Annotated in this window: 12 protein-coding genes; 3 read left to right on the top strand and 9 right to left on the bottom strand. The window is 35.0% G+C overall.

What is annotated here, in order from left to right; translation table 11 throughout:
* The 4 genes from D8M03_RS04395 to D8M03_RS04380 all read right to left on the bottom strand — a co-directional run bounded on the left by D8M03_RS04395 (window position 1) and on the right by D8M03_RS04380 (window position 4,393).
* Window positions 1-552, bottom strand: coding sequence for an HD domain-containing protein (locus D8M03_RS04395; protein WP_121213506.1), 552 nt, complete (start codon window positions 550-552; stop codon window positions 1-3).
* Between the two features lie 151 nt (window positions 553-703).
* Window positions 704-2,914 carry an MMPL family transporter gene (locus tag D8M03_RS04390; protein WP_121213505.1) on the bottom strand — a complete coding sequence of 737 codons (2,211 nt, stop codon included), beginning with the start codon at window positions 2,912-2,914 and terminating at the stop codon, window positions 704-706.
* A 239-nt stretch (window positions 2,915-3,153) separates the two neighbouring features.
* Window positions 3,154-3,756, bottom strand: a complete 603-nt coding sequence (locus D8M03_RS04385; RefSeq protein WP_121213503.1) for a nitroreductase family protein — start codon at window positions 3,754-3,756, stop codon at window positions 3,154-3,156.
* Between the two features lie 100 nt (window positions 3,757-3,856).
* Complete coding sequence (locus tag D8M03_RS04380) at window positions 3,857-4,393, bottom strand: amidase domain-containing protein (RefSeq protein ID WP_121213502.1); 537 nt, start codon at window positions 4,391-4,393, stop codon at window positions 3,857-3,859.
* Between the two features lie 242 nt (window positions 4,394-4,635).
* Between D8M03_RS04380 and D8M03_RS04375 the strand changes: the two genes are divergently transcribed.
* A complete protein-coding gene (locus tag D8M03_RS04375; RefSeq protein ID WP_121213500.1) occupies window positions 4,636-5,664 on the top strand; it encodes a DUF2804 domain-containing protein in 1,029 nt (342 codons plus the stop codon).
* Window positions 5,665-5,776: 112 nt separating this feature from the next.
* On the opposite strand, the gene D8M03_RS04370 is transcribed toward D8M03_RS04375, so the two are convergent.
* A complete protein-coding gene (locus D8M03_RS04370) occupies window positions 5,777-6,517 on the bottom strand; it encodes a glycerophosphodiester phosphodiesterase (RefSeq protein ID WP_121213498.1) in 741 nt (246 codons plus the stop codon).
* A 21-nt stretch (window positions 6,518-6,538) separates the two neighbouring features.
* Window positions 6,539-7,111, bottom strand: a complete 573-nt coding sequence (locus D8M03_RS04365) for a TetR/AcrR family transcriptional regulator (protein WP_121213496.1) — start codon at window positions 7,109-7,111, stop codon at window positions 6,539-6,541.
* Window positions 7,112-7,214: 103 nt separating this feature from the next.
* On the opposite strand from D8M03_RS04365, the gene D8M03_RS04360 reads away from it, so the two are divergent.
* Window positions 7,215-7,742: a hypothetical protein gene (locus D8M03_RS04360; RefSeq protein WP_121213494.1), complete on the top strand. Its 528-nt coding sequence runs from the start codon at window positions 7,215-7,217 to the stop codon at window positions 7,740-7,742.
* Window positions 7,743-8,226: 484 nt separating this feature from the next.
* On the opposite strand, the gene D8M03_RS04355 is transcribed toward D8M03_RS04360, so the two are convergent.
* The 3 genes from D8M03_RS04355 to D8M03_RS17945 all read right to left on the bottom strand — a co-directional run bounded on the left by D8M03_RS04355 (window position 8,227) and on the right by D8M03_RS17945 (window position 11,230).
* Complete coding sequence (locus tag D8M03_RS04355; protein ID WP_121213492.1) at window positions 8,227-10,566, bottom strand: heavy metal translocating P-type ATPase; 2,340 nt, start codon at window positions 10,564-10,566, stop codon at window positions 8,227-8,229.
* Window positions 10,559-10,930, bottom strand: a complete 372-nt coding sequence (locus D8M03_RS04350) for an ArsR/SmtB family transcription factor (RefSeq protein WP_121213490.1) — start codon at window positions 10,928-10,930, stop codon at window positions 10,559-10,561. The genes D8M03_RS04355 and D8M03_RS04350 overlap by 8 nt, the downstream gene beginning before the upstream one ends.
* A 129-nt stretch (window positions 10,931-11,059) precedes the next feature.
* Window positions 11,060-11,230, bottom strand: a complete 171-nt coding sequence (locus D8M03_RS17945) for an aspartyl-phosphate phosphatase Spo0E family protein (protein WP_253423025.1) — start codon at window positions 11,228-11,230, stop codon at window positions 11,060-11,062.
* 328 nt (window positions 11,231-11,558) lie between these two features.
* Between D8M03_RS17945 and helD the strand changes: the two genes are divergently transcribed.
* Entirely contained in the window at window positions 11,559-13,739 is a 2,181-nt protein-coding gene (gene helD, locus D8M03_RS04340) for an RNA polymerase recycling motor HelD (RefSeq protein ID WP_121213581.1), read from the top strand.
* Window positions 13,740-13,885 lie beyond the last annotated feature (146 nt).

The raw sequence follows: 13,885 nt of genomic DNA, 5'->3' as shown, positions 1-13,885 counted from the left end.
TTATGCTTGAACTTTTCCAAATACAGCTATTACTTCTTCTTCAAGTTGCTGGATTAATTTATACTTTCCTTTATGCGGTAAAACAGCTTTCACAATACTACTGTAATACCATTGTTGTTGTTCTTTTCCTCGATTAAATCTAGACCACACAACATCCCCTTGACTTACAAGCTCCTCACGAATAGTTCGTAAATTATGTAATTTATCTGCTATGATAATTTGAATTTCTTCTAAAGAAGCATTTTTTAAGGAATCAATTGTTTGTTGTTTCCGCTCTTCCCATGGGAGACTTTTATCATGTTCAGATGCTGCTAGAACAAGTTTTGCAATCTTTTCACCAAACTCTTGCACAAGTTGTTCATAGGTAGCGTCTGTATCCTCAATGGTGTCATGTAAAATTCCAGCAGCGATTACATCATTTGAACAGTTCAGCTGTTGTAAAAGCATCCCTACTGCAAATGGATGTGTAATGTATGGAATACTTGTCGATTTTCTCATTTGTCCATCATGAGCTTTTGCCGCAAAATTAATAGCCTTTTCAATGATCGTCATTAAAACTCTCCCACTTTCTTATTGTTAGCGTCATTGTCGGTTAATCTATAACTAAGTATAACCACCCTATTTAATGTAAGCACAAAAAATAGTCAGTTAATAACCAAAAAGCTTATCTCACTTTTACATGAGAATAAGCTTTTCTTCTAAATTAATCTTCTTTCTTAAACAACTTACCTGGCCAGAATGCATAGCGACCTAATACAACCGTAATAGCTGGAACAAGTAATGGACGAACAATAAATGTATCAATTAATACACCTAATGCAGTAATAACACCAAACTGAACAAGCAATTGAATTGGTAATGTAGCTAATACTGCAAATGTACCTGCTAAAATTAACCCTGCAGAGGTAATTACAGAACCAGTTTGTGTTACCCCATTTTTCACTGCCTCTTTTATACTTTGTGTTTTTCGATTATTCCACACTTCTGAGATCATAAAGATATTGTAATCTTCCCCAAGTGCTATTAAGAACACGAATGAATACAAAGGAAGTGCACTTGCAATGGATTCTGCTCCAAAGAAGTTCGTTAATACTAACCATCCTAATCCTAATGCTGCAAAGAATGAGATTAAAACAGTTCCTACTAAGTAAATAGTTGCTGCTATAGAACGTAAGTAAACCAGTAATAAAAGTGCAATAATAACTACCATTACAGGTTGAATAATCGATTCATCTCGTTCTTGTACAGTCTTTTTGTCAACTTGTGAGCTTGTTTCTCCACCAATCCAGTAACTTTCGTCAGCATTTTCAACACCAGCATCTGTAAGCATTGTTTTCATATCTTCTTTTAATGTAGGAATTAAATCCATCGCTTCGTTTGAATATGGGTTAACATTTAAATCAGCTTCATAATACTGAATGTTTGAGTCTTTTTCACTTGTTACAGGTTCATTAACTAAATCAATGTATGAAAGCGACTCTATTTGACTAGTTAAATTAATCTCTTCACCCTTTGTATCTACAAGAATTTTCACTGGTGCCAATTCACCTGGAGTGAAGTTTTCTGCAATAATATCAAACCCTTCACGCGAAGGCATATCCTCAGGGAAAGAAGATAATAAATCATAATTATATTTAATTTGCGTTGATGTTGGAGCTAATCCGCCAAGAACCACCAACGTCACAATAATAACTAACCATGGTTTATTCGTTACAAATGTGCCGATTTTAGACATGATTGGATGCTTTGGTTTTGGTTCTTTAAATGGTTTATTTTTCTTTTCTGCTCTCTTACGTTCCATTTCTTCCGTACGAGGAACAAACGGGAAGAATGCTGCACGACCCATAAGAGCTAAAATTGCTGGTAAAACCGTTAAAGCTGCAATTCCCATGATAAAGATAGCAAAACTAAATGGTACAGCAAAACGTTCAAATGCTCCGAAGTCTGCTAAGCCTAATGTTGCTAATCCAATGAATACAGTTAAAGCACTCATTAAAATCGCTCCACCTGACTCTTTCATTGCAAGGCTAAGCGCTAAATATTTATTCTCTACTTCTAATAATTTATCTCGATATCTTGTAATTAAAAATAAACAATAGTCCGTTCCAGCACCAAATAATAATACGGTCATAATCGATGCTGCTTGTGCATCTTTATTAATCCATCCATTTTCAGCGAACCAGCCTAATAATGGACTAATTGCACCATAAGCGATACCAACTACAATGATTGGTGTGATAGCTAATATAGGTGAACGGTAAATGACAATTAATAAGACTAAAATTAAAATAACCGTTGCAATTAAAAGTTTAACGTCTGCTTGCATAAACAGGTCTGTTGCATCTACTGAAATCCCTGCTGGACCTGAGAAGCGTGCATGTAAAACATCATCTTCTAAATTCGTATCATATGGATTTTCACCAATTGCCTCTTCAGTAATTTCTTTAATCTTTGCAAAGTTTTCTTTTACAACTTCTGCATCTAACGTTTCTTCGAAGAATACTGGCGTTACAATTGATGAGCCATTTTCAGAAACGCTGGCAAATAGAGCTTCCGGTGGGAGATCCCCAAATGGCGGAAGAGTGGTTTGCCCTTCTAATGGATTATTTGCTAACTCTTTATAGAGTTTCTGAATTCCTTGTATGTCCTCAATCCCTAACCCGGCCTCTTTATACCATACAATCAGCAAAGGTAACCCTGAATCTGATGGAAATTGTTCTTCTATAAAAGCATTTGCTTGTTCACTCATTACATCTTCAGGTAAATCACTACCACTATAGTTATCAACACTGTTGATTTGTGGGAATGACATTGATAATATTCCAACTATTAAAATCCACACTATTAGGGTTACCCATCGAGAATATTTATTCCCAACTAAATTTCCCAACTTCTCCATTAGGTGTTTTGACAATGTTTTATCCCTTCTTTCTCTTTTGTGAAAATAAAAAAACGCAAAGATATAAAAACATCCTTGCGTTTAATTTTATACCGATTCTCAATTCATTTCCTTGAATTAAGCTTTTAGAAAAGGTTTGCTAAATTATTAAGTATAGGATAAAGAATTAGCGAGTAACTTTTTAGACTATCTATGTTATTACAAAGATAGTCCTAATCAATAATGTTATATAAAAGATAATGTTCTAGGGTGATTTACTCTATCTCTTTTTCTTCTTCTTCATTAAATTGTCCAAAAATCGTCACAATTTCTTTCGCTTTCTTACGTTCTACCGCTTTTGGAAGCTCGTCAAAATAGCCTAATTGAAGCATAGAAATAATTCGCTCACCAGGTTTTGCACCAATTGCATTACGGAAAACAGGAGAATCTAAATAATCCGGAGTTTTCCAACATGAACCAATTCCATAATCCCATGCAAGAAGTTGGATGTTTTGAATAAATGTACTTGCTGCTGCAAAATCCTCTAGTCTTTGTTTTTGACGTACATCTTCCGGTACAATAACAAAAACAAATGCCCCAACTGTCGTAAATTTTTGCATTTGTTTATCTAACGCTTCATCACTAAGCTCTTTCCATTTTGGGATTGTTATATCACGTAATACCTTATATAATTGGAAAATTTCTTTACCACACGCTACTACTAATCTCCAAGGTTCTCTGTTTTGATGGTTCGGTGCCCATACCGCATCATCAATAATACGCATTAAATCATCTCGGTCTACTGGTTGGCCATTAAATTTTTTAATAGAACGTCTTCCTATAATTGCTTCTCTTACAGTTAACGATTGTTCGTGCATTGTTGTGTCTCTCCTTATAAAAAATCTAGACTCATTGTATTGGTTATATTCAATTTAACCTTAACACAAATATTTTTGATTTTAAATATTGCTTATCATTTCAGTTGAACACATCATCTATTTTAAAAAAGTAGTATTTCGTATTTGGGGTATAAGCATATGAATTAGTATAGTCGTAATGCCGATCTGCACTATTAACAGTATGAGCATGAATATAGGGAACTCCATTTACAATGCTCGTTACAATTGTACTATGATCAATGCGCCCGTCTCCTTGAAAATCATAAAAAATAACGTCCCCTATTTCTAACTCTGAAGCAGATTGTACACGTTTTGCAGTAAGCCCCGTCTTTGCAGTCTCTAAATACCAACGCAAACTATTCGATACTGTCCAGCTGTAACTCCAAGTTTCATTGGAATAATATCCACCTACATTTCGACCGCTTTTCCATCCATCTGTAATCCACCAGCCTCGAGCTCGATTGGGATATCCAGACATTGGGGCTCCCCCTGCACGCAAACATTGTGAAATAAAGTTCGTGCAATCATCTGAAAATGAAGGATAATTCGGATTTCTTCCATTCCACCACGTACGAGCATACTGAACAGCCGCGGCACGATTATAATAGATTGTAATGTTTAGACCTCCTTTATTTATCCTATGAAGTATCTGTTAATCAACATGTCAACTTTATTACAAATAAGCAATTGCACTAATTTTTTGATACAATGAATTTAATGAATATTCGGGTATCTAAATATAAGACAATTATTACAAATACCCATTAAACGATATATTTGTCAGTGCACTATCATATTTTACTTTCAAATAGATGAGGAATTTAAAATAGATAGAATGAGAGTGAGAGGATGTTGGCTTTGACACAGCACGCTGAAAAAGAAATTGTGGACTTTACAATGCTATGTGACAAAAAGGGAAACTTAAATCCTGAGGCAATTGGTTATGCTCGAAAACCAATTATTGATTGTAATTTAAGTGGACACTTCTTAAGAAAGAAAAAATGGAATTACTGGTGTGTATATGGTGAGGAAATTTTATTTTCAGTTACTGTCTGTCATTTTGATTATGCTGCTCTTTGCTCCATCTATTTTTTAGAATACGAATCACAAAGATTTTATGAAAAAACCGTTACGATTCCACTTGGGATTGGTAGTAAATTAAAAATGCCTACGAAAGTATTAGAGCCTTTACGTTTTTCAAATAATGAAGTTAAATTAGACATCACCCATTATCAAAATCAAACATTCTTAAACATATCTTCTAATAACTTCGATAACGAAACACTACAAACGGAGCTAATTATTCAGCATCCAAAAGATGACGATACGTTAAATGTTGTTATTCCGTGGAATCGTCAAACTTTCCAATTTACTGCAAAGCACCATACATTGCCAACAAGTGGTTTTGTAAGAATTGGAAATCGAATATTTAATTTTAACGTTGAAGACTGTTTTACAGTTTTAGATTTCGGACGTGGTGTTTGGCCAAGAGAAGTTACTTGGAACTGGGGCATGGCTTCCCAACGAAATCGTGATAAACGGATTGGTTTAAATTTTGGAGGAAAGTGGACAGATGGAACAGGAATGACAGAAAATGCGGTATTCGTAAATGGGCACATGACCAAAATCCACGAAGATGTGATTTTCTCATATGATCGATCTAATCTAATGAAACCTTGGTATGTTACTACGAAATTCACTGATCAAGTGGTATTAACGTTTCACCCATTCTTTGAACGAGTTTCAGAAACCAATGCAAAACTGGTCAAATCAGAAATACATCAGATGGTCGGTTATTATAGCGGTCAAGTTAAACTAGATAATGGGGAAACCCTCTTTATTCAACAAATGCTAGGGTGTATAGAAGAACATATTGCAAAGTGGTAATCCGGGCTTATCTTCATGCCCGGATTTTTAAATGCTTTTTAGGATTCGTAGGAATACTCGTTATTTTAATAATAGGATGAATACAATTTTGATGCGTAAAAATCGTACTTATTTAGAGTTCTTTCCTTTGGTTTCTCTGCTTCATAAAATTCAGCATTTTCTCAGGTTCATCTGTAAAAATAGCATCTACACCAATATTCAATAGTATTTCTGCATGTTCAATTTCATTTACCGTATATACACGAACAATTGAATTCTGTTGAATTGCTTCTAAAACCGATTTGCGAACTGCTGTTGGTAAAGCGACATGGAGTGCCTTTGCAGGAATTTCTTTTTGGTAATTTACTACGTTTAATATCATATTGGCAAACAAAGCTGCGTTCTCAACATTAGGGTCAATGTGAGCGATACGTCTCACCGCTTCATGATCAAATGATGAAATAATTACTTGATCCTCCATACCATATGCTTCTACTTCTCGTAATACTTTTTCTTCTAACCCTGCATACACAAAAATATCCGATTTTAATTCAATGTTTACCATGATCTTCGTTTTACAGAATAGCTCTAACACTTCAGATAAAGTCGGGATTTTCTCGCCTGAAAATTCCTCACCAAACCAAGAACCAAAATCGTATCTTCGTAGTTCCTCTAAAGTAAGATCTTTCACAAACCCACTACCATTGGAAGTGCGATTAATGGTTTCATCATGGATGACAACTATTTGGTTATCCTTTGTTAAATGTACATCCAATTCCACACCAAATATCGGTAATTTTGCAGCTGCCTGAAAAGCTGCCATCGTATTTTCAGGATATTTTCCGGAATACCCACGGTGGGCAAAAATTTTCATTCATACCTTCCTCACATAAAATTATATAAATATCCGATCTAATTCCCTTTCAATTAACGCACGAATTCTATCTCTACCAATGGTTATAAAGCCCATTAAAAGATGTAATGCTATCCCATCAATTAATGCATGCAGATGGATAATCTCCTCTTCTAGATTAATATCCACTTTTAATAAACCTGCATCATTCAACTTGTTCATAATTAAATTTATTCCTTGATGAACTGAGTCTTCCTTTAACTCCTTTTTTCTTAATTTATAGGAGATATACTCTAACCACACTTGCATTTCAACAACTCGATCTTCTGGTGGAATGAGTTCCATTAACATGTTCAATGTGACTTCTTTTGGTGGTAACTGCTGCTTCGCGTGTTCCATAATTCTTTCCGTTGCTTGCTCTTCAACTAGTTGCATGGCAAACTCAAGCAACTCTTCTTGTGTATTGAAGTAATGTCGAACAGCTCCAAGTGAAAGATTCGCCTCCTTTGCAATTGAACGAACAGACGCCCCACCAAGTCCATCTCTGGCTATAACATTCCACGTTGCTTTTGCGATTAACGCTTTTCTTTCTTCATGATTCACTATTTTTGGCATGACTCTATTATAACTCAATTTTTAAATAATACACTTGTATTATTTAAAATGACGTGCTATTATTTTAATACAAACGTATTAAAAAAACTAAAGGAGTTTTTACATGATAAAATGGATTATTGCTGCTGAAGTTGCCTTTTGGATTGTGATTATTGCAGGACTCTTTTCAAGATATGTGTTGAAGTGGAATAAAGTAAGCATTCTATTTTTCCTCTTAACGCCATTAATTGACCTTGGATTAGTAGCTTTGACGGTAATTGATTTACGGAATGGTGCTACAGCCACTACCGCGCACGGACTTTCGGTCATTTATATTGGGGTATCCATTGCATATGGCAAAACAATGATTGCTTGGGCAGATGAGAAGTTCCAATCATGGTTCTTAAAAAAACCGTCTAGTAAAAAGACATTAACAGGCATGGCAAAAGCAATTCACGAGTTAAAAATGTGGGCAAGACACGTTACTGCCTTTTCAATTGGAAGTTTGCTATTTTGGGGAATTATTACTTTTGTAGGCTCACAAGCAACCGAAGCTTTAAATGGTATATGGAGAGTATGGGGTTTAGTGTTATTAATTGATGCGATTATCTGTCTATCGTACTTTATCTTTCCCAAAAAAGTGACATCGTAATGAAAGGTAGCTATCACCAAAATGTAAGTGATAGCTATCTTTTTTCATGCGAATGCGAATAAGGCTCATTATATCAACTAGTCTTTGCTACCGCATTTGAACCATTGATATGTCAGATTGTATAGAAACTTGCATCGTTTGAAATCTTGGAGGCATCTTTGGTTCTTCAATAACAAGCGTAGAATAATATGCTTCCGTAATGGTAATAAAATAGACTAAAAATAATATTTTTTTCAGTCAATGATACAAAATAAACTCTTTCTCCTTCTTGTAAATAAATTTAACGTTTTTTCCATAATTGCATTTATTTTGTATACGAATAAGTTTCCTAAAAGTTTCAATATAGAAAGGAGATGTTTTGAAGTAAGTTGATTTCTTCTGCGGTGGTCACATAAAAATGCCATCCTCGTCGCAATTTATCTACGATGAAAGTGCTAATGGCAATCGCAAAGGTACCGTCTCAAATAATTTTCAGACGGCACCTTTACTCTTTAACCCTCATTAACCGCATACTATTTAGTGATACAATTAATGTGGCACCAATGTCGGCAAATATGGCAATCCATAAAGTTAGCCATCCTGGTACGACTAGCAATAAGGCTAGTAGCTTGATTCCTAATGAGAAAGTAATATTGGATTTAATAATCCTTAAGGCTTTACGACTTAATTTGATAGTAAATGGTAGTTTACTTAAATCATCAGCCATTAAGGCAACATCTGCTGTTTCCAATGCTGTATCCGTACCTGCTCCACCCATCGCAATCCCTACTGTTGAAGCTGCTAAAGCTGGAGCATCATTTACTCCATCTCCTACCATTACGACCTTTCCATACTCACTTCTTAACAATTTTATATAATTTAATTTATCTTCTGGCATTAGTTCGGCTTTTATTTCAGAAATCCCTATAGCTCTACTAATTGCTTTGGCTGTAGCTGTATTATCCCCAGTTAACATCACTGTTTTCTTAATGCCTAGCTCGTGTAAAGAATTTATTACGTTACGACTTGATTCACGCACTTCATCAGCAACGGCAATAATTGCCAACACTTTTTGCTTATTCCCAAAAAGCATTACAGTTTTCCCTTGATTCTGAAGGGTATCAATTCGTTGACTAATTTCACTTTCCACTAAAGTTATTTCGTTAAAAAGATGTAGACTTCCAACATAGTACGTAATTCCATCTATGGATCCTTTAACACCCTTGCCAGTGATGGAAGTATAATCTTCAACGTTAATATCTAAATAAGAAGTTTGCTTATCTTCGGCATTTTTTATGATCGCACTGGCAAGAGGATGACCTGAACGATATTCAAGTGCAGCAATGAATGATAAAATTTGTTCTTCATTTTCTCCATTTAACACCTCGAATTCCGTTACAACTGGAATTCCTTTCGTGATTGTACCTGTTTTATCGAAGGCAATCGCTCTTACATTCCCCATTTCCTCTAAATAAACGCCACCTTTAATAAGCACACCTTTTTTCGCAGCATTACCTATGGCAGATACAATTGAAATGGGGGTTGAGATAACTAAAGCACATGGGCAACCAACCACTAGAACGGATAAACCTTGATAAATCCACTCTCCCCAATCGCCTGCATATACAAGGGGTGGCACTATTGCTACCAATGCAGCAATGACCATAATGATGGGAGTATAATATTTTGCAAATTTATCAACAAACGCTTGAGATGGTGCTCGTTCGGCTTGTGCTTCTTCTACAAGTTCAATAATTTTCGAAATAGTAGTGTCTTCAACTAACTTCGTAATTCGTACTTCTAGTAAGCCTTCTTCATTTAACGTTCCAGCAAATACTTCATCGTTTACTGTTTTAACCACAGGTACAGATTCCCCTGTTATCGCGGCTTGGTTAACGATGGAGTTTCCATTAGTCACGATGCCATCCATTGCAATTTTCTGACCTGGTTTCACAATCATAATATCTCCAATTGCAACATCTTCAACGGGAACTAGCATTTCTTGGCCGTGACGTCTAACGAGTGCTTCTTTTGGTGCAATATCCATTAATGACCGGATGGATTGCCGCGCTTGATCCATTGAGTAGCGCTCCAATGCCTCACTTATTGCGAAGAGAATAACGACAACTGCCCCTTCAGCCCATTCACCGATTATGGCTGCACCAATTATCGCCACAGTCATTAATGTTTTCATATCAAAATCAAGCTGGATTAAATTTTTTAGACCAACTTTAAAAAGAGAATAGCCACCAATGACTATTGCAGATAAAAATAATAATATTGTGATTACGTTCTTTTCACCATTTAAATAAGAAGAAAGATAACCTAGTACAATAAGTAGAGCAGAAAAAATGAGAACTTGATGTTTTTTATAGAACGGAACCTTCTCTGTTTTCGGCTCAATTACTGCTGTAGGTTTATCTAGCATAACTTTAAGGCCTTCAAAGGCTCCTGCTTTTTCTAGCTCTTGGATGGTTGTTTCGCCTATAACACTAATTTTCGATGCGCCAAAATTTACTTTTGCATCTTGTACGCCTGGTAATTGTTTTACGTTACGTTCGAATTTCCCTGCACAATTTGCACAGGAAAAACCTTCTACTCGATAAACTTTTTGTTTTTTCGGCCTATCAGGATATACCTTTAAATTCTCAAATGCCCCTACCTTTTCAAGTTCTTCAACCGTGGTATGACCAACAACACTTATTTTTGAGGCACCAAAATTCACCTTTGCATCTTGTACCCCAGCAAGCTCTTTTACTTTTCGTTCAAACTTCCCAGCACAGTTCGCACAGGAAAAACCTTCAACTCGATACACCGTTTTATTTTGTTCATTTGCCTCATTCATCTTTTGCCACCTCCTTTTGATGAGCAAAAGCGACTTCTATCAGTTGTTTAACGTGATCATCATCTAATGAGTAATAAACTAATTTTCCCACTTTACGATATTTCGCTAACCCTAAATTTCGCAATAACCTGAGATGATGAGATGCAGTGGCAATTGAAGTTCCAACTATATTTGCGACATCACAAACACAAAGTTCATCTTCAATCGTTAACGCATAGGCAATTTTCACTCTTGTTTCATCGGATAATACCTTGAATACTTTGGACACTTCCACGGGTTGTTCTTCATCTAATTTATTTTGAATTTTTAAGACCTTTTCTTCATCTACACATGTCACTTCACAAAAATCTTTTTCTTTGGGCAAACCAGCCACCTCTTATTCAAACATATATTTGAATATAGTATATGTATGATACAACTTTATAGTCAATCGAAGTATTTACAAAAAAATAAGAAGCTAATTACTTGAAGTAATTAGCTTCCATATAGAATTTTAATTTGGTTTTAAATTTTGAAATTGATTCATAATTACATCTAATTCTTGACTACATTTTATTGTCTCTGGGTGTAGAAGTCCTTTATTTCTGCCTATTTCGATCATTCGTTTACGTAAATTGTATATTTCATTTTCTAAATCTATTGTGGAATAAATTAAACTTTCCAAGAAACCTACCCCCAGATAATTATCTTTAATTAAAGTATTTTTAATATATTATTAATTGATTACATTATGTTTCAAAATATTAAAAAAGTATATCAGCTAGGGCTCCTATTCTACTAGGAGTACATTCCTATAATGCCATTTAATTGTAAAAAATATACAACAAAATGTAATGAAACTTCACTTTTTATAGGGATTTTAGTAAGATTAATATCTAAATTTTAAGTAAATATAGATTGGGGGTTTTAATGTGTCTAAAAAACAACAGGAATCTTTCCAACATCCAGAATTTGAGAAGGAAGTAGATCGATTAAATTACACAAAACAATATATGGAGCAAATTCTGGAAGCTTCACAACGAGACTTGAAAGCAGTTCAAGAAAAAATTAAAGAATCCATGGCTAATCTTGAATATATTGATTCCAGTGATAGCTATATTAACATTTTAACAAATTCTCGTTTTTTCGAAATGGCTCTTAATCAAAAAGATAGCCTAGAGGCTGTTAAAAAGAAACCCTATTTTGCACGGATTCACTTTCAAAGAACTGGAGAAGCTGAAGAACTTTTATACATCGGGAAGACATCATTATTTCACAACGAGACACTTGAACCCATTATTGTAGATTGGCGTTCTCCTGTTGCTAACGTTTATTATGATGGCCGACTTGGAGAAATTACATATCCTGTTCGAGATGAGGTTTTTACCGGACATCTTTATTCAAAACGCCAATATAAAATTGAAGATGGAGAACTACTTAGCTTCCAAGATATAGACTTAACAACAAATGACGAGCTTTTACAAGATGCTCTTTCTGGAAAAGCCGACGTTCGATTAACCGAAATCGTTGCAACTATCCAAAAGGAGCAAAATGAAATCATTCGAGCCCACCTTCGTCAACCTATACTCGTTCAAGGTGCCGCGGGAAGTGGAAAAACAACCATTGCTCTTCACCGCATATCTTATTTTTTATATACAATGGGTGAACATTTTAACCCTGAGCAACTTATGATATTAGCGCCTAACAAATTGTTTATTGAATATATCGGGAATGTTTTACCTGAACTTGGTGTTGAACATATTTGTCAAACGACCTACGAAGAATATGTTCAAAAGGCAATTGGCATTAAATTAAAACTACAAAACCCTAACGAGCAACTTGAAACTATTGTTGAAGACGGAATTGATACACTCCCTGCCTTTAATATTCCCAAAATAAAAGGTACCCTATTTTACCGAGATATTTTAGATCGCTACTTAACTATGCACGAACAGCAACTTGCTATTCTTTTCGATGAAGATGTCTCCATCGAAAAATATAAAATTATAAGAGGTAGCCATTTAAAAAAGCTGTTTTTAATTGAATTTTCTTATATGCCTATTGAAAAACGTCTAGAGCGAATCAAGAAAGTGATACAAGCAGAAGTAAAAAGAAAATCGAAGTCAGTCATTGATACTTTAAATAAACGTTATGAAGACATGATAGGAAAAGCACTTAGCGGACTTCGGGACCCTGACAAACGAAGAGAAATGGTTACCAAGTTTATTGATAAACGGGACGAACGCTTACCAAAGATTAAAGCGGAAGCTAAAACCACCGCTTCAGCCTATATGCGACGATTTGAGAAAGTAAAAACTAAACTATTTTATCGTAAATTTTTGACTGATCGCATTCTTTTAAGTGAATTAGCACCTGAATGGACAATGGAAGAACAAGAAAAGTTTCTTCAATATCACAAAAAAGAACGATGGGCAATTGAAGATTTAGCAGCCCTATATTACTTACATGCGAAAATTAAAGGAATTCCCGAGCAGTGGAAAATGCGAGTTGTTTTCATTGATGAAGTCCAAGATTATAGTTTATTCCAATTAGCAGCATTAAAAGCTGGTTTAGAAACCGATATGTTTACTATGGTAGGAGATTTAGCTCAAGGGATTCATAGTTATCGTTCGGTTACCGAGTGGGATTCCGTATTAAATCTATTCCCCCGTGCAAACTATTTCACATTGCAAAAAAGTTACCGTACAACGATTGAAATAATGGAAGTTGCAAACAAAATTTTATCTAAAATGGATGAAGACCTTCCGTTAGTTGAACCTGTTGTACGTCATGGAAACATCCCTACTTTTGTAGAAAGTGAAAAATTTAGCGCAGGAATAATTGAAGAAATTTATGAAAAGTTACTTCAAAGAGGACATCGCTCTATTGCACTTATTTGTAAGACATCTAAAGAAGCTTTATTGTATTCAAAGATACTGAATAAATCCGGCATTGAAGCAGCCGTTTTAAAAGAGGATTCTGTTCTTGGAAAAACTCAATTGCTAATCGTTCCAAGTTACTTAGCAAAAGGTCTTGAATTTGATGCGGTTATTATTGTTGCCTTTGATACACCTTATTTTGATACACCAATTGATCGGAAATTGTTGTATGTGAGCTTAACTAGAGCAATGCATGAATTGTATTTAGTAGGACCTAATATGGAGTCCTTTTTGTTAGATGAAATCAAAAAATAGCTATCCTATGCAACAGATATTAGCACAGGACAGCTATTGACTAGGAGGAACCTTTACAAAGGAACGTTTCTTCAAAACTTTGTTCCAAAACACCTTTTTAAAATAATGAAATACGGATTTTCTTGGTCTTTTTTCAACTACTGTAG

This window comes from Ureibacillus endophyticus (assembly GCF_003628435.1).
Lineage (GTDB): Bacteria > Bacillota > Bacilli > Bacillales_A > Planococcaceae > Ureibacillus > Ureibacillus endophyticus.
This window is presented reverse-complemented; position numbering and strand designations above follow the sequence as displayed.